The organism is Thermobispora bispora DSM 43833 (assembly GCF_000092645.1).
GTDB classification, from domain to species: Bacteria; Actinomycetota; Actinomycetes; order Streptosporangiales; family Streptosporangiaceae; genus Thermobispora; species Thermobispora bispora.
The window spans coordinates 3956993-3972355 of the sequence record NC_014165.1 but is presented as its reverse complement, the minus strand read 5'-3'; the positions used below and the strand labels follow the sequence as shown (position 1 = coordinate 3972355).

The 15363-nt window shown below is 73.6% G+C and carries 17 protein-coding genes; 6 read left to right on the top strand and 11 right to left on the bottom strand.

Annotated features, from left to right (window positions below; genetic code table 11):
- The first annotated feature begins 25 nt into the window (after window positions 1-25).
- The gene (locus tag TBIS_RS16930) at window positions 26-1195 is read left to right on the top strand and encodes an endonuclease/exonuclease/phosphatase family protein (RefSeq protein ID WP_158306196.1); all 1170 of its coding nucleotides are present in this window, start codon (window positions 26-28) and stop codon (window positions 1193-1195) included.
- A gap of 118 nt (window positions 1196-1313) precedes the next feature.
- Here the strand turns inward: TBIS_RS16930 and TBIS_RS16925 are convergent, their stop codons facing one another.
- On the bottom strand, window positions 1314-1841 hold the full coding sequence (locus tag TBIS_RS16925; RefSeq protein WP_013133622.1) for a gamma carbonic anhydrase family protein: 528 nt from the start codon (window positions 1839-1841) through the stop codon (window positions 1314-1316).
- Window positions 1842-2008: 167 nt separating this feature from the next.
- Between TBIS_RS16925 and TBIS_RS16920 the strand changes: the two genes are divergently transcribed.
- The gene (locus TBIS_RS16920; RefSeq protein ID WP_013133621.1) at window positions 2009-3064 is read left to right on the top strand and encodes a hypothetical protein; all 1056 of its coding nucleotides are present in this window, start codon (window positions 2009-2011) and stop codon (window positions 3062-3064) included.
- Between the two features lie 805 nt (window positions 3065-3869).
- On the opposite strand, the gene TBIS_RS16915 is transcribed toward TBIS_RS16920, so the two are convergent.
- The gene (locus tag TBIS_RS16915; protein WP_013133620.1) at window positions 3870-4622 is read right to left on the bottom strand and encodes a GntR family transcriptional regulator; all 753 of its coding nucleotides are present in this window, start codon (window positions 4620-4622) and stop codon (window positions 3870-3872) included.
- Window positions 4623-4867: 245 nt separating this feature from the next.
- Between TBIS_RS16915 and kynU the strand changes: the two genes are divergently transcribed.
- Window positions 4868-6109, top strand: coding sequence for a kynureninase (gene kynU, locus TBIS_RS16910; protein WP_013133619.1), 1242 nt, complete (start codon window positions 4868-4870; stop codon window positions 6107-6109).
- A 31-nt stretch (window positions 6110-6140) separates the two neighbouring features.
- Here the strand turns inward: kynU and TBIS_RS16905 are convergent, their stop codons facing one another.
- Window positions 6141-6548 carry a ClpX C4-type zinc finger protein gene (locus TBIS_RS16905; RefSeq protein ID WP_013133618.1) on the bottom strand — a complete coding sequence of 136 codons (408 nt, stop codon included), beginning with the start codon at window positions 6546-6548 and terminating at the stop codon, window positions 6141-6143.
- 467 nt (window positions 6549-7015) lie between these two features.
- Here TBIS_RS16905 and TBIS_RS16900 point away from each other — a divergent pair, with 467 nt between their 5' ends.
- Window positions 7016-7639 carry a mycothiol-dependent nitroreductase Rv2466c family protein gene (locus TBIS_RS16900; protein WP_013133617.1) on the top strand — a complete coding sequence of 208 codons (624 nt, stop codon included), beginning with the start codon at window positions 7016-7018 and terminating at the stop codon, window positions 7637-7639.
- A 184-nt stretch (window positions 7640-7823) separates the two neighbouring features.
- Here TBIS_RS16900 and TBIS_RS16895 read toward each other — a convergent pair whose 3' ends face one another.
- Entirely contained in the window at window positions 7824-9110 is a 1287-nt protein-coding gene (locus TBIS_RS16895) for an ArsB/NhaD family transporter (protein WP_013133616.1), read from the bottom strand.
- Window positions 9111-9983: 873 nt separating this feature from the next.
- Here TBIS_RS16895 and TBIS_RS16890 point away from each other — a divergent pair.
- Both TBIS_RS16890 and TBIS_RS16885 read left to right on the top strand, forming a co-directional pair.
- On the top strand, window positions 9984-11159 hold the full coding sequence (locus tag TBIS_RS16890) for a sensor histidine kinase (RefSeq protein WP_083785296.1): 1176 nt from the start codon (window positions 9984-9986) through the stop codon (window positions 11157-11159).
- Between the two features lie 33 nt (window positions 11160-11192).
- Window positions 11193-11867 (top strand): response regulator, encoded by a 675-nt coding sequence (locus TBIS_RS16885; protein ID WP_050760723.1) that lies wholly within the window; start codon window positions 11193-11195, stop codon window positions 11865-11867.
- 193 nt (window positions 11868-12060) lie between these two features.
- Here TBIS_RS16885 and TBIS_RS16880 read toward each other — a convergent pair whose 3' ends face one another.
- Genes TBIS_RS16880 through TBIS_RS16850 form a run of 7 tightly spaced genes read right to left on the bottom strand, consistent with a single transcriptional unit; the run spans window position 12061 to window position 15363 of the window.
- The gene (locus TBIS_RS16880) at window positions 12061-12351 is read right to left on the bottom strand and encodes a gas vesicle protein K (protein ID WP_013133612.1); all 291 of its coding nucleotides are present in this window, start codon (window positions 12349-12351) and stop codon (window positions 12061-12063) included.
- Window positions 12348-12611 carry a gas vesicle protein gene (locus TBIS_RS16875; RefSeq protein WP_013133611.1) on the bottom strand — a complete coding sequence of 88 codons (264 nt, stop codon included), beginning with the start codon at window positions 12609-12611 and terminating at the stop codon, window positions 12348-12350. The genes TBIS_RS16880 and TBIS_RS16875 overlap by 4 nt, the downstream gene beginning before the upstream one ends.
- Window positions 12608-13450 carry a GvpL/GvpF family gas vesicle protein gene (locus tag TBIS_RS16870; RefSeq protein WP_013133610.1) on the bottom strand — a complete coding sequence of 281 codons (843 nt, stop codon included), beginning with the start codon at window positions 13448-13450 and terminating at the stop codon, window positions 12608-12610. Before TBIS_RS16870 ends, TBIS_RS16875 begins: the two co-directional genes overlap by 4 nt.
- Window positions 13443-13847 (bottom strand): gas vesicle protein GvpJ, encoded by a 405-nt coding sequence (gvpJ, locus tag TBIS_RS16865; RefSeq protein ID WP_013133609.1) that lies wholly within the window; start codon window positions 13845-13847, stop codon window positions 13443-13445. The genes TBIS_RS16870 and gvpJ overlap by 8 nt, the downstream gene beginning before the upstream one ends.
- Complete coding sequence (gvpO, locus tag TBIS_RS18775; RefSeq protein WP_013133608.1) at window positions 13844-14287, bottom strand: gas vesicle protein GvpO; 444 nt, start codon at window positions 14285-14287, stop codon at window positions 13844-13846. Before gvpO ends, gvpJ begins: the two co-directional genes overlap by 4 nt.
- Before the next feature lie 6 nt (window positions 14288-14293).
- A complete protein-coding gene (locus tag TBIS_RS16855; RefSeq protein WP_013133607.1) occupies window positions 14294-14521 on the bottom strand; it encodes a gas vesicle protein GvpG in 228 nt (75 codons plus the stop codon).
- Between the two features lie 29 nt (window positions 14522-14550).
- Window positions 14551-15363, bottom strand: coding sequence for a GvpL/GvpF family gas vesicle protein (locus tag TBIS_RS16850; protein ID WP_013133606.1), 813 nt, complete (start codon window positions 15361-15363; stop codon window positions 14551-14553).

Genomic DNA, 15363 nt, shown 5'->3' with positions numbered 1-15363 from the left:
GCTCAGGACCCGGGAGGTGCGGCGCGTGCGGCGAGCCGAGGAAGGACGCCGGCCGGCGATGCCCGCGATGGTGGCGATGGTGGTGGCCCTCCCCATCGTCCTGCTGCCGCCGGCCGCGCGCCTGGTGGCCGGCCCGCGGGCTGGGGACCCCGGCACGGGCGCCGGCACCCCGGCCACCGGCCCGGCGGAGCCCCAGGCCGGCGGCGCCCGGTCCCCGGTGGCCGCTCCCGGCGCCCCCGGTTCCGGTCCGGTGACCTCCGGGCCCGTTGAGACCGGGGCCGCGGAGGGCGCGGCGGTGCGCGCCGCGCCGGCGGAGGACGGCCGGGCCGCGGCGGACCGGGCCGGCGGCGCCGCCGGCCCCGCGATGGAGCGCATCGACGTGCTGACCTACAACGTGTGCGCGGCCGGGAACCGCGACGGCACCTGCGTGGACACCCTCAAGCCGGCGCGCCGCAAGGTCTGGGCCAAGACCGTGGCCGGGCTGATCAAGCGCCGGGGCATCGAGATGGCCTCCTTCACGGAGATGTGCTATGCCCAGGTGAGCCTGCTCCGGCGGGAGCTGCCCGGCTACCGGTTCGTCTGGTACGGGATCGACCGGCCGGGCGGCCGGCGCGGCCCCGACCGGTGCCGGCGCCTCTGGGGCGGGCTCGCCGGCCGGGCGGTCCCGCCCGACGGGAAGTCCTTCGGCATGGCGCTGGCAATCCGGGGCCGCACCATCGGCCCGCCGCTGCGGCGCCGGCTCCGGGCCGACCTGCCCCCCGACCGCCCGGACGCCCGGATCCACCCCCGCGGCCTGCTCTGCGCCCGGGGCGTGCTCGGCCGGCGGCGGGCGGTCGGCTGCGTCACCCACATCTCCGCGACCGAGTCCCCGCGCCAGGTCGCCGAGCTCGTCGCGGAGTACGCCGCCGGCGACCCGGTGATCCTCACCGGCGACTTCAACCGGAAGCCCGGGGACCGGGAGCTGTCCTGCCTGTACGGCATGGGCCTCGGCGAGGGGGAGTACACGGAGGTGGACGCCGCGCCGGACGGCGTGCCGCGGCGGGGCGGCGCCCCCACGACCAGGGGCGGCAGGAAGATCGACTACATCTTCGCGACCGAGGACGACTTCCTGCCGGACGGCGCCGAGGTGATCTCCGTGAAGCCGGAGCTCTCCGACCACCGGCCGCTCACCGGGACGCTCGGCTGCCGGCGGTGACCGGCCCGCGGGCCTGGAGCACCGGGGCGGCCGGGGCCGTCGGGGCGGGGGTGCGCCCTGCCGGCGCGGACCGGTTCAGCGCACGCCGTCAAGTGCGTCCTGGTGGGCGCAGGCCGGATCAGCGCAGCCGGTTGGCCGCGGCGTGCCGGCGCGCCTTCGCCACGTACCGGTCGGGGGTCTTGGCGAACGACGCCCGGTCCGCGTCGGTGAGCTCCCGGATGATCCTCCCGGGCACGCCGGCGACCAGCACGCCGGCGGGGATCTTCGTGCCCGGGGTGACCACGGCGCCCGCCGCGATCAGGGAGCCCGCGCCGATCACCGCCCCGCCGAGCACGACCGCGCCGATGCCGATCAGCGCCCCCTGCTCGACGCGCGCCCCGTGGACCATGGCGCGGTGGCCGAGGCTCACCCGGTCCTTGAGGATCGCGGGCTCGCCCGGGTCGGCGTGGAGGCAGCACAGGTCCTGGATGTTGCACTCGGCGCCGACCTCGATCCATTCGTCGTCCCCGCGGAGGACCGAGCCGTACCAGACGTTCGAGGCGCGGCCGAGCCGTACCTTGCCGACGACCACGGCGCCGGGCGCGATCCACGCCTCCGGGTGGATGTCCGGGGTGGCGCCGCCGTCCAGTTCCGCGATGTATGGCATGCCGTCATGATTCCACGCCGCCGGTTCCCGGCCGCGGGCCGGTGCCGGGCCGGATCGGGTGTGATTCCCTACCGGCTTCGGCGTTCGGGTTGCGATAGCCGGTTGATCGCAGGAAAGTCGAGAATCTGACGTGCCTACCGTCTAACCCCCGATCCGCAGGACTTGTGATGACCAATCAGACCGATAACTTCCCCGACCTCGCGAACGAGGAGTCCTTCGAAGTCGTCATGCGCGGCTATAGCCGCCGCCAGGTCCACGAGTACATGATCCGGACCCGGAACCAGATCCGTGACCTGGAGGAGCGGCTCGCGCGCGCCATCGAGCAGGCCGAGCAGGCCCGGGTCGAGCTCGCCGAGGCGCGGCGCAAGATGGCGGCCTCGCCGCAGAACCCCGAGGAGCTGGGGGAGCGGTTGAGCCAGATCCTCCGGCTGGCCCAGGAGGAGGCCGCGGCCAACCGGCAGGCCTCCGAGGAGGAGGCGGCGCGGCTCCGGGAGAACGCGCGGGCGGAGGCCGAGCGGATGGTCGCATCGGCGCGGGAGCAGGCGGACGCGATCAGGTCGGCCGCGCAGGACGAGGCCGAGCGCCGGATCGCCGAGGCCACGGCCACGGCCGAGCGGCTCGTGTCGCAGGCGACCGCCGAGGCCGAGGAGACCCTGGGGAGCGCGCGCGCCGAGGCGGAGGAGACCCGCCGCAGCGCGCAGTCCGAGGCGGAGCGGCTCGTCACCAGCGCGCGGATGGAGGCGGAGCGGCTCGTCGGGGAGGCGCGCGCCCAGGCGGAGTCCATCGTCACGGCGGCGCAGCAGCGGGCGACCATGCTGGACGAGCACACCGGCCGCCGGGTCGCGTTCCTCACCGACTCGCACCGGGAGGTCATGCGCCGGCTCAACGAGATCGGGGCGATGGTCAACGACCTGCTCCACCGGGAGGCCGCCGCCGGCCCGCTGATCGACGAGGCCTCGGTGCTGCCGCCCCCGCCGATGATCCAGCAGCCCTTCCTGCCGGAGACGCCGGCCGGGCAGGAGCCGGGCTACACCCACGCGGAGGATCCGGTCGTGGTCGCCGACCACACCCAGGAACGCGAACCGAGCGACACCCCCGGGGTGGACGACGAGGACGTCCGGGTGATCGCGGAGGAGCGGCGCCCGGCCTCCGACCCAGAGGCGAAGGAGGACACGGACGTGACGCTCGACCGGATCGAGCAGCAGGAGCGGCTGCCGCAGTAGCCCTTGCCGGGTTCGCGGGCATGATGAGCGGTGCCCGGGCCTCGCGGCCTGCCGCCAGCGGGCGCCGAGCGGGGCCGATGCGCCCGGGCCTCCCGGATCGGGGTGCCGGCGGGCCACCCGGCCTTCCGGCGCCGCCCGGGGCTGACGCCGGAAGGCCCGGTTGACGGAAGGCCGGCACCGGAAGGTTTCGCGGTGGAAGCCCCCGCCCCCGATCGGGTCAGGGGCTTCCGTGCACGAATCGGCGGGGTGGCGCGTGCGTGGCCGACCGGCCGCGCGGCCCCTCGGGATAGCCGCGCCGTTGCCGACAGTCACCGCCCGGCCGGTGGCCGGCCGGGGTGGGCGGGTGCTGCCAGGTCGCCCACCGCCGGCCAACGCCACTCCGCCATCCGGGGAACGGGCGGGCGACGTTGCCGAGGTGCTGCCCCACGGACACCTGTCCCTCGCCCCTCGCCGCGGTCGCCCACTCGTTCGGGTGGCTGCTTTCACGGTGCGCGACTTCTCTAGAGAAATCAATGCGCAATACGGTCAGGTCACCCTATCGGTGGACCTGGGGGTCGGATCCGGCGCCGTACGGCATCTCCGGCGGCGCGGGGTGGGGTCAGCGGGCACGGCGGCGGGGCGCATCCGCGAGGCGCGTGGGGCCGCCGGGCAGAGTGGGTTCGCCAGGCCGCGGCCGTCGTCGCCGGCCGGCGGCGAGGCGTGGGAGCGGGGCCGTGGGCGCGGCCGCGGTGCCCGCCGGGGCCGGCGGGAGGTCGGTCGGAAGCGGGTGACGGATCCGCGCGGTCGCGGACGCTCCGGGGGACGCCTAGGCGTCGAAGTCGTACTGCAGGACGTATGAGGCCGAGTCGAGGAGCATCTCGTTGTACTCGACGGCCACGCCCGCGGCGGTGTAGGCGATCCGGTCGATGACGATGAGCGGGGTGCCCGCGGGCATCTCCAGCAGCTTGGCCTCGTTCGGCAGCGGCATCCGTGCCCGGACCTCCTCGGTGAACCGCGCCGGAGCGTGACCGAGCTCCCCGAGCCTGGCGTAGACCCCTCCCGGGCCGGTGTCGGCCTCGGTGATCGGCGTCCCCCCAACGATGGCGGCCGGGTAGTGCGAGGCCGCGAGCTGCACGGGCCGCCCTTCCACGGAATAGCGACGGCGGCGCACCCACACCTCGTCGGTGCCGAGCACCTCGGCCACCCGTCCGCCGGCCTTCTCCCGCGTGACGCGCAGCTCGTCCACCGTGTACGGCCGGCCCATGGTGTCGTGGTCCCAGATCGCCCGGCCGTCACCCCACTGCTCGCGGGAGAGCCGCCGCGGCCCGTGCCGCCGGATGGGCCGAAACAGCCGGACGTACACGCCCGATCCCCGTCGTGGTACGGCCAAGCCCTCGTTGATGAGCACGGCGAGCGCCTGCCGGGCGGTCGCCCTGGCGACGCCGTACTCGTTCATGAGCGCGTTCTCGCCCGGGAGCCGATCACCATCGCCGAGCGCGCCGGACAGGATCTGCTCGCGCAGCCGATCGGCGATGCGGCGATAGATCGGGGACTCGTGATGCACGGGGGACTCCGTCACGTTCGATCACCCTCTGTCACCAACGGGGGATTGGTGTCACAGAGAACTTGCCCCGTACCGTCCCTGTTCGCACCGTGCTGCGGGGTGGTCAAGGGGTGAATTTCCGGTTCTGCCCGGCGCGCGTGCGGCGCGCGCCGTCGCCTGGTCCCGGGGTCATGCGCGCGGTCCGGCGGCGGATCAGAAAGGGTATGCGTGCAGAAAACCCAAAAAGGGGACATAATGCATCGCCTAAAAGGAGGCGATAAATGATCACTCGCGCCGAATGCGAGTCCTTGGATGACAAGGACCCCTTGCGGGCCTTCCGGGATGAGTTCCGGCTTCCGCCGGGCGTCGTCTACCTGCTCGGCAACTCCTTGGGGGCGCTCCCCAAGCGGACCCCGGAACGGGTCGCCCATACCGTGGAGACCGAGTGGGGCCGGGACCTCACCGCGAGCTGGAACAAGGCGGGCTGGTGGGACCTGCCGCAGACCACCGGTGACCGGATCGCCCCGCTGATCGGCGCGGGCCCGGGGCAGGTGATCGCGGGCGACTCCACCTCGGTGAACATCTTCAAGGCCGTCTCCGCCGCGCTGCCGCTGCGCCCCGGCCGCCGCGTCATCGTCTCCGATCTCGACAACTTCTCCACGGACCGGTACGTGGTCGAGGGCATCGCCAAGACCATGGGGTACGAGGTCCGGGAGATCGGCTGGGGCGAGGGCGCTCCCGGCCTCGACGAGGCGCTCGGCGACGACGTCGCCTGCGTGCTCCTCTCCCACGTGGACTACCGCACGGGCGCGCGGCACGACATGGCCTCGGTCACCGCCCGGGTCCACGCGGCCGGCGCGATCATGATCTGGGACCTGTGCCACTCCGCCGGGGCGATGCCCGTCGACGTGGGGGAGGCGGACTTCGCGGTCGGCTGCACCTACAAGTACCTCAACGGCGGCCCCGGCGCGCCCGCGTACCTCTACGTCGCCCCCCGCCACCAGGAGGTCGTGCAGAACGCGATCTGCGGCTGGCACGGGCACGCCGCGCCGTTCGCCTTCGAGCCGTACTATCGGCCCGCGGCCGGGGTGCGGCGGTTCGCCACGGGCAGCCCGCCCGTGCTCGCCTACGCCGCGCTCAACGCGTCGCTCGACATCTGGGAGCGGGTGGACCTGGAGCGGCTGCGGGAGAAGAGCCTGGCGCTGACCTCGCTGTTCATCGAGCTCGTCGACGAGCTCGCCCCCGCCTCCCGCAGCGGGCTCACCCTGGTCACCCCGCGCGACCCGGAGCGGCGCGGCAGCCAGGTGAGCTACCGCCACCCGGAGGGCTACCCGATCGTCCGCGCGCTCGCCGACCGCGGGGTCATCGCCGACTACCGGGAGCCCGAGCTGGTCCGGTTCGGCTTCGCCGCGCTCTACCTCCGCCACGTCGACGTCTACGACGCCGCGACCGCGCTCGCCGAGGTGATCGAGAGCGAGCCGTGGCGGGACGAGCGGTACCGGCAGCGGCTCACCGTCACCTGAGCGGGCGGGCCGTACGGCGGGCCGGGGAGGGTCAGCGCCGCTTGGCGAGGTCGGCCACGATGTCGCTGGCGAGCGCCACGCAGTGGTGGCAGATCCGGCCGCCCTCCCCGTACACCATGAACACCCGGGGCCCCGGCTGCCGCCGGCAGAAGGAGCACGCCGTCTCGAGCTTGCGGCGGCGGTTCGCCAGGCGGCGGCGGGTGAACGGCCGGGCCAGGAGGCGCCGTCTGACCGAGCGCGGAGCGGGCGCGAGCCGCTCCAGGATCGCGGCCCACGAGATGCCGGCCTCCCTGGCCTCGCGGAGGGCGAGGTCGAGCATGGGGTCGGCCTCGGCACCGAGCTCCCGGCCGATCGCGATCGCCGCGGCCAGGTTCTCCAGCGGGTTCGCCGGATCGGCCGAGCGTGACCGGGCTTGCTCCAGTAAGTCAGCTGGCTCCATGCCGGTCACCTTAGGCCGACATTCGATGATCATCAAACGGAGTCGATCTTGAAGTCCGCCGGGCGCGGCGGCCCGTGGCCACCCCACGGCGCCCGGGAGGAGCTCGCGTGAACCGATCCGCCCCGGCAGCCCACCGGCCCGCCCGCCTGACGGCGCCTCGCCGGAGCCCACCGGGGCCCGCTCACTCCGGCCGGTGCGGCCGCCCCGACCGGCCGTTCGCCCCGCGCCGGAGCCGACGCCCGGCCGGACCGGGCCGCTCGTGCGCGCCCGGAGCCGGCACCCCGCCGGAGCACCGCCCCCTTCGGGAGGGCGCGGCCCGGCGGCGCGCCTGCGGTGAACCCGCGACCGTCCGCCCCGGAATACGGGGCCGCGGGGCGGGGTTCACCGAAACGGTTTCGCGGCCCTGCCCCCGCAGACGCCGCCGAGGCCAGGAAAACGACCATCCTTTCGGACAGGAGGCCTCTTCAGTGACGGCAACCGGCCAGGACGGACGCACCAAGGTCGACTTCTACTTCGATCCGGTGTGCCCCTTCGCCTGGATCACCTCCCGCTGGATCCTGGAGGTGGAGAAGCACCGCGACATCGACCTGCGTTTCCGGGTCATGAGCCTGTCGGTGCTCAACGAGGGCAGGGACGTCCCCGAGGAGTACCGTGAGCTGCTCCAGCGCGCCTGGGGACCGGTGCGGGTCTGCGCGGCGGCCGCCGTGCATCACGGCGAGGCCGTGCTCCGCGACCTCTACACGGCGCTCGGCACCCGCATCCACAACCAGAACAACAAGGACTTCGACGCCGTCGTCAAGGAGTCCCTCGCCGAGATCGGCCTCCCCCTCGAGCTGGCCGAGGCCGCGAACAGCACGGAGTACGACGAGGCGCTGCGCAAGAGCCACCACGAGGGCATGGACCCGGTCGGCCTCGACGTGGGGACGCCGACCATCCACGTCAACGGGGTGGCGTTCTTCGGGCCGGTGCTCACCAAGATCCCCCGCGGTGAGGAGGCCGTCCGGATGTTCGACGCGACCGTCGCGCTCGCGAGCTACCCGTACTTCTTCGAGCTGAAGCGGACCCGCACCGGCGAGCTCGACTTCAGCTGACCGGCGGCGGGCCGCTCACCGGGGGACCCGCCGCCGGTCGGCGAGGCGGCGCGACGATCCGCCTGACCCCGGCGCTCCGTCCGGCCGCCAGGCCGGGCGGGCCCGCCCAGGGTCCCCGCGCCGGTGCCGGGCGCGCGGGCTCGCGCCCCGGTCCGGTCGGCCGCCGTGGGCCCGACGGCCGGGATCAGACGAAGTAGCGCAGCGTCACGTACAGCCAGGCCACCACGGTGCTCACGAAGGTGACCAGCAGGCCGTACCGGGTGAACTCCCAGAAGGAGATGTGCTGGCCGCTGCGCGCGGCCAGGCCGATGGCCACCACGTTGGCGCTCGCGGCGACCGCGGTGCCGTTGCCGCTGTAGTCGGCGCCCAGGGCGAACGCCCACCACAGCGCCTGCGCGATCTGCGGATCGGTCACCTGGTCGGCGAGCGCCTCCACGATCGGCGCCATGGTGGCGGTGTAGGGGATGTTGTCGAAGAACGCGCCGAGCACGGCCGAGCCGTACAGCAGCGAGCTGGCCGCGGCGAAGTAGTTGTCCCCCACCAGCTCGACGACCCACCGGCCGGCGGTCTCGATGACGCCGGTGTGCGACAGCCCCGCGACCATGACGAACAGGCCCATGAAGAACACCAGCGTGGGCCATTCGACCCGGCGCAGGACGTCGTGGACGTCGACACCGGACACCAGGATCATCGCCCCGGCCCCGAGCAGGGCGACGATGGACGGCTCGACGTGCACCACCGCGTGCAGGCCGAAGCCGATGATCACCAGGCCGAGCACGATCAGGCAGCGGACCAGCAGGCGGCTGTCCTTGATGGCCCGCCCCTCCTGCAGCTCCATGACCTCCGCGACGTGCTCGGGGTTGTACTGGAAGGACCGGCGGAACATCAGCCAGCACAGCGGGAGGAAGACCGCCATCGTGATGATGACGGCCGGCGTCATGTGCAGGAGGAAGTCGTTGAAGCTCAGCCCGGCCCGGCTGCCGATGATGATGTTGGGCGGGTCGCCGATGAGGGTGGAGGCGCCGCCGATGTTGGAGGCGAGCACCTCCGCGATCAGGTAGGGCTTGGGCGAGATCCGCAGCCGGTCGCACACCACCAGGGTGACCGGCGCGACGAGCATGATGGTGGTGACGTTGTCGAGGAACGGCGAGGCGATCGCCGTGATGGCCATCAGCATCAGCATCAGCCGGTACGGCCGGCCGCGGGAGCGCTTGGCCGCCCAGATGGCCAGGTAGTCGAACACGCCGGTCTGCATGATGATCCCGACGATGATCATCATGCCGAGCAGCAGGAAGATGACGTTCCAGTCGATGCCGGCGTGCTCGGAGAAGAACACCTCGTCGCCGGGGATGAGCCCGGTGAGGGCCATCAGGCCGGCGGCGATGAGCACCACCTTGACCTTGTCGACCTTCTCGGTGGCGATGAACCCGAACGCCACCACGAAGATCGTGAGAGCGAGGATCGCGCTCATCGACCACGCCCCGGGGGTCCGTGACGGAGCGAGGTCGCGGTGGCCGCCGATATCGCCGAATCAGCCGTGGCGGCCGGGAACGCCGGGACGCGCGGCCCGGCATTCCGTGTCGTCCGGATACCGGTCATGGTGCGGTCACCTTTCATCTGGGGTGCGCCACGCGGGCACACCGAACGGGCATGGTCGATCACGTGCGGTGACGGCAGGGCGATCCGGCCGGGCACACGGGCCGGCAGGCCGTGGGGAGTGCCCAGGGGGATGGGACGGCCGGAGCGCGTCCCCGCCGCACACCGCCGAAGTCTGAGATGGCGTGGACGCCGCGATGCGGCTCAGCGGAGGATCAAGAGCGCTGCGCCGCGGCGATGGGGCGGCTGTGAGGCCGCGACGGGGTGGGCGGCGGACCCGGTGTTCCGGGCGGGCATGCGGATCGGTCGTCGTCTACCCCGCGCCGGATCTGCCGCGTGCGTTTACCCCGGCGTGCACGGCGCAGGCGATGCGGAGGGTACGGGGACGGAGTCCGCCGCCGGAAGACCGTCGGCGTGCTGTGGGGCCGACCCGGCGGGATGCCGAGGGGTGCGGCGTCAGGGCATGCGAAAGCGGCCGCGGGCGTGGGATCGCTCGCGGTCACCGTCATGCGCACTCCTCCTGCGTTCCGTCTCCCATTTCCATTTTCTTACCCAGACGTTCATCAGGAAATCAGGCCTACCACCCATCTCGGCGGGGGTGAGATGTGTAAAAGCCGGGCAATGGGAGGTTTCTGGGACCAGACGGGGGACCAGGGCACGCTCGCATACCGGAACCTCCCGCCATCTATGGCAGGGTGGACAGTAGGCCGGTGCGCACGGGCGCGCGGCGCACGGGGTGAACCACAGGATGACGGACCGGGGTGAACGCGGTGGCCGCCCGGAGGAACGGCGTGCCGAGGTGCGGACCGATCGGCGAGCGGAGGAGCGTGGCCGCGGATCGGCCGAGGGCGCGGTGGCGGTGACCCGGCCCGCGGCCGGCGACGGGGCCGGACCCTCCGGAGCCCCCACGGGCACCGGCCCGCGCCAGATCCGCCGGCGGGGCGCGCGACTCTCGCCCGCCCAGGCGCTGTTCCGCCGGCTGTTCCTCTCCAACGGGCTGGTGTTCACCGCCGGCACGCTGGTGCTGGCGGTCTCCCCGGTCACGGTCTCGGCGCCGGTGCTGCCGGCCGAGGTGCCGGTGCTGATCGTGGGCCTCGGGGTGATCCTCGCGGTCAACGCGATCCTGCTGCGCAAGAGCCTGGCGCCCCTGGAGGCGCTCACCGCGCTGATGCGCCGCGTCGACCTGATGGGCAGCAGCGCCCGCCTCACCGACCGCGGCAACGGCGACCTGGCCGACCTGATCGAGAGCTTCAACGCGATGCTCGACCGGCTGGAGGCCGAGCGCAGCTTCAGCACCGCCCACGTCCTCGCCGCCCAGGAGGCCGAACGGCAGCGCATCGCCCAGGAGCTGCACGACGAGATCGGGCAGACGCTGACCGTGGCGCTGCTGGAGCTCAAGCGCGTGGTGGACCGCGCCCCGCGGAACCTCCGCGAGGAGCTGCAGGCGGTGCAGGAGACGGTGCGCTCGTCGCTGGACGAGGTGCGGCAGGTGGCCCGCCGGCTGCGCCCCGGGGTGCTGGAGGACCTGGGACTGCTCAGTGCGCTCAGCGCGCTCGCGGCGGAGTTCTCCCGCGCCAGCGGCGTGCCGGTGGAGCGCAGGTGCGACCCCGACCTACCCGAGCTGAGCAGCGAAGCGGAACTGGTGATCTACCGGATCGCGCAGGAGAGCCTGACGAACATCTCCCGCCACGCCAAGGCGAGCCGGGTGTGGCTGACGCTCACCGCCGAACGCGGCATGGTACGGCTCCGCATCACCGACGACGGGCGCGGCGGGGTGGACCGGGAGGGCGCCGGTATCCGCGGCATGCGCGAGCGGGCGCTGCTGATCGGCGCCCGCCTGTCGATCGACTCCCCACCGGGCGAGGGCACCGAGGTGCTGCTGGAGGTGCCGCTCGCCGGCCGTACGGCGGAACGAGGCGGGTGAGGGTGCGCTGTGGGAGGAGAGGTGGATCGGAAGATGACGGGCACCCGGGACGCCCAGCGGACGGTGACGCGGATCCTGCTGGCGGACGACCACGCCCTGGTGCGCCGCGGCCTGCGGCTGATCCTGGACGCCGAGCCGGATCTGACCGTGGTGGCCGAGGCGGCCGACGGCGCCGAGGCCGTGGCCGCGGCCCGGGAGGGCGAGGTGGACCTGGCGATCCTCGACATCGCCATGCCCCGGATGACCGGGATCCAGGCCGCCCGGGAGATCTCCCGCCGGGCCCCGGGGATCCGCATCCTCATGCTCTCGATGTACGACAACGAGCAGTACTTCTTCGAGTCGCTGAAGGCCGGGGCCTCCGGGTACGTGCTGAAGTCGGTGGCCGACCGCGACCTGCTGGAGGCCTGCCGGGCGGCGATGCGCGGCGAGCCGTTCCTGTACCCCGGCGCGGTCACCGCGCTGATCCGCGACTACCTCGCCCGCGCCCGGCGGGGGGAGCGGGTGCCCGACAGCGTGCTCACCCCGCGCGAGGAGGAGATCGTCAAGCTGATCGCCGAGGGTTACTCCTCCAAGGAGATCGCCGAGACCCTGCAGATCAGCGTCAAGACCGTGGACCGGCACCGCGCCAACGTGCTCGCCAAGCTGGGCATGCGGGACCGGCTGGAGCTCACCCGGTACGCCATCCGGGCCGGGCTGGTCGAGCCCTGAGCCCGGCCGGCATGACCGCACCCGGCCTCACGGCCCGGCGACCGGGTGGGACCGCGCCCGGCGCGCGGCATGGGCGAGGGCCCGCGCGGCGGGGTGCGAGCGCGCCGTCCGCCGCCCATGACCGCCGGCCCGGTGGGCGGCCCGCCGGCCCGTACGGCACGGCGCCGCGGTCCGGGGTCATCCCGCGGAAGGCTCAGCGATCGGTCGGCAGCAGGGTGCCGAGCGGCCCCAGGTCGAGGTTGAGGTCGCTGAGCGTGAGATCGAAGTGCTCGCACAGCTCCTCCATGGCCTCCTCGAGGCGCATGAGGGTGAGGCCGAGCATCTCGATCTGCTCGTCGGTGAGGTCGCCCCGGTCCATCCGCCGCAGGCACTGGCGCTCGATGAGCTGCCGGAGCAGCTCGACCACGGTGAGCACCAGCCTGCTCAGGTCGCGCTCGACCTCCTCCGGGTCGGCGGTGAAGCGCCACCGGCCGGGCTCGTTCATGGCCCCTCCCGGAGCTCGCCGCGCAGCGGCTCGTCCGGCTCGTCGCCCTCGATCGACGCGATGATCGCCCGCAGGGAGATCCGCACCAGATCGATGTCGGCGATGGAGAGCACGAGGTCGCCCACGATCACCACCCCGCCCGCGAGGAGCCGGTCGAGCAGGTCGACGAGCGCCACGCGCTCGGACGGCAGCCGGCCCTCGGCGGCGAGCGCCTCGCCCCGGGTGGTGCCGGCCGTTCCGGTGATGGTCTCCAGGGTCACCTGCGGTCCGCTCCTTCCTCGGTGTCGCCGGCGGGCTCCGCGCCACCGGGCGGATCGAGCTCGAGCGTGGTGAACGAGTAGGGCGCCCAGGGCCCGGTGAGCTCGATGTCCAGCCCTTGGCCCTGGAACGCGTCGAGGACGGCGGTGAACCGCGGCAGCCGATCGGGGTCGAGGAGGTACGCGCCGTTGAGCACCATGCAGTCGCTCCGGCCGGACAGGCGCGGATCCTGCGGGCGGTGCCGCCGGCCGGCCACGGCGATCGCCGACAGGGCCGCGTGGAGGCGCTCCGCCTGCGCGGCCCCGCGGCGCCACAGGTCGTCACGGCTGCGCAGCGCCGCCTTGCGCCGCTGCAGGTAGGCCAACCCGGCACCGCCGCCCTTGGCGCCGCCGCTCCCGCCGCGGCCCGCCGGGACGCGGCCCTCACCGCTCCCGCCGCCGGACGGCACCGGGGTGGCGTACGCCTTGACGCCCCACTCCTGCCGGCCGTCGACGAGCTCCAGGACCTCCGCGAACGCGTCGTGCCGGCGGTCGAGCAGGTCGCGGATCTGCTCGTCGCCGGTGTACACGACGACGAGCCGGACCGGGGCGGTGGCGCCCTCGGCGGCGAGCGCGGACACCACCCGGTGGTGGGCGCGGGCCACCTCCTCCACCCAGTCGAGGTCCTCCAGGTTGCGGCGCAGCGGCTCCTCGCCGAACCGGTCCAGCGGTACGGCGCTGGCGTGGGCGGCGAGCCCGCGATGCGTGATCGCGTAGACCGGGGCCTGGCCGATGCCGGTGAGGCCGTCCCCGCGGACCGTCTCCGGGGTGATCGCGTACAGGTAGACACCGGTGTCAGTCACGGCGCCGCTCCGCTCTGCGCGTGGCCCGCCGCTCGATCGGCTCGTCCTCCACCACGTGGCCCTCGACCGGCCGGGTCTCCGCGAGGCGCTCCTCCACGGCGGCGAGGCGTTCCCGCAGCCGCCGGTTCTCATCGACCAGCTCGCGGCTCTTCCCGGTGAGCCAGGGGTCGTGCTCCCACCAGTCGATGCCGAGCTCGCGGGCGGTGTCGACCGATGCGATCAGCAGGCGCAGCTTGATGGTCAGCAGTTCGATGTCGAGCAGGTTGACCCGGATGTCGCCCGCGATCACCACCCCGCGGTCGAGCACCCGTTCGAGGATGTCGCCGAGGTTGGTGCCGCCACCGCCCGCCGAGGCGGGCGAGGGGTACTGCTGGCGGTAGCGGGCGGGGTCGCTCATGACGATCCTTCGGTGAACTCCACGGGTCCGCGGCGGTAGCGCCGGGTCCGCCGGTAGGAGAGCAGGTCGCCCTCGTCGTCCATCTCGATCTCGTAGATGGCGAGGATGTCGCTCGACGACGGGATGCGGTGGTCCTCGAGCACCTCCACGTCCACCACCCAGCCGTGCTCCCGCGGCGCGACCAGCGTCACGGCCTCCGGGTCCCGGCTGGTGAGCTGGGCGATGTGGCGCAGGCCGGCCTGGGCGGCCGCCGCCGCGGTGAGCGGGCGGCGGGGCCGGCGCGCCCGCGGCTCCTCGTACGCCGCCTCCTCGTCGTACGCCGGCTCCTCGTCGTAAACGTCGTCGTAGGCCTCGTCGTAGGCCTCATCCGCGGACTCGCCCACCGCCTCCTGCGGCTCGGGCTCCTCCGCATAGCGGGGCCGTCGTCGTTCGGGAGGCACGGATCATCACCCTCCCCGCGTCCCGGACATCAGCCGGAGCACCTCGTCGATCGCCTGCTCCTCCTCTTCCGCGGAGATCTCACCCGCGCTCCGCGCCTCCTCGATCGCCTCGAGGCGGCGGCGTACCGCGGCCGGATCCCGCAGCTCGTGCTCGGCCTGTTCCTGGATGAGCTGGCCCATCCTGATCACCAGGCGGACCGGGGCGAGCGGCAAGCCGATGAGCCACCCGAACATCACGCCCGGCCCTCCTTCCCGCGCATGGGTCAGCCCTCGGCCACCACGAAGTCGTACGGCGCCATCGGGCCGAGCACGCGAACCTCGACCCGGTCCGCCCACTCGTCGCTGAGCTCCTCGACCGCCTCGGCGAACTCGTCCGCCTTGGCGTGTTCCACCAGGAAGGCGACGTGTGCGGCGTCCCGCTCGTGGCTGGGGTCGCGCACGTTCGCGGCCACCGTGCAGGACGCGAACCGGTCGAGCACCGCCTGGGTGTCGGCCTCCCGCTTCGCCTCGATCGCCTGCGTGATCAGCTCGCCCAGCCGGATCCGCTCCGTGCGGGTGGCGTCCTCCGGAAGGTCGCGGATCCGGTCCCGGAGCCGCCTCGCCTCGGCGTTCTCCCGGAGGATCTCCAGGAGCACCGGCCGCTCGGCGTAGCGCGCCTTCAGCACGTGCTGCGCCTTGCCCTCGAGCTGCCGCAGCGCGGCCGCGAACTGGTCGTGGTGCGGGGCGAGCAGCTCCTCGACCACCGCCTCAGGGCTGGTCAGCACCGCGCCGAACCGGAACGGCAGCACGGGCACCTCGGCGGCCGCGCCGTCGAGCAGCCGCTCGTGCGCGACCAGGTCCGAGGCCCGGCCCAGGGGCCGGTCCACGTCCACCGGGCTGACGAGCGCGGCGATCTCGCCGTGCCGGACCAGCGTGACCTGGCCGGCCGGCTCGCCCACGCCCACGGTGCCGGGGGAGACCTCCACGTCCTCCGGCACGATGCCGTACACGTAGCAGGCGAACCGGTCCGTCGCCGGGGGCGCGGCCTCGGCCGCCCGGCCGGTCCCGCGTTCCGTCGTATGGGTGGAACCCGACAT

Coding starts and splice junctions, on each gene's coding strand:
- TBIS_RS16925 (WP_013133622.1), bottom strand. CDS start 1,841: ATGCCATACATCGCGGAACTGGACGGCGGCGCCACCCCGGACATCCAC.
- TBIS_RS16920 (WP_013133621.1), top strand. CDS start 2,009: ATGACCAATCAGACCGATAACTTCCCCGACCTCGCGAACGAGGAGTCC.
- kynU (WP_013133619.1), top strand. CDS start 4,868: ATGATCACTCGCGCCGAATGCGAGTCCTTGGATGACAAGGACCCCTTG.
- TBIS_RS16905 (WP_013133618.1), bottom strand. CDS start 6,548: ATGGAGCCAGCTGACTTACTGGAGCAAGCCCGGTCACGCTCGGCCGAT.
- TBIS_RS16895 (WP_013133616.1), bottom strand. CDS start 9,110: ATGAGCGCGATCCTCGCTCTCACGATCTTCGTGGTGGCGTTCGGGTTC.
- TBIS_RS16890 (WP_083785296.1), top strand. CDS start 9,984: ATGACGGACCGGGGTGAACGCGGTGGCCGCCCGGAGGAACGGCGTGCC.
- TBIS_RS16885 (WP_050760723.1), top strand. CDS start 11,193: ATGACGGGCACCCGGGACGCCCAGCGGACGGTGACGCGGATCCTGCTG.
- TBIS_RS16880 (WP_013133612.1), bottom strand. CDS start 12,351: ATGAACGAGCCCGGCCGGTGGCGCTTCACCGCCGACCCGGAGGAGGTC.
- gvpJ (WP_013133609.1), bottom strand. CDS start 13,847: ATGAGCGACCCCGCCCGCTACCGCCAGCAGTACCCCTCGCCCGCCTCG.
- TBIS_RS16855 (WP_013133607.1), bottom strand. CDS start 14,521: ATGTTCGGGTGGCTCATCGGCTTGCCGCTCGCCCCGGTCCGCCTGGTG.
- TBIS_RS16850 (WP_013133606.1), bottom strand. CDS start 15,363: ATGTCGGGTTCCACCCATACGACGGAACGCGGGACCGGCCGGGCGGCC.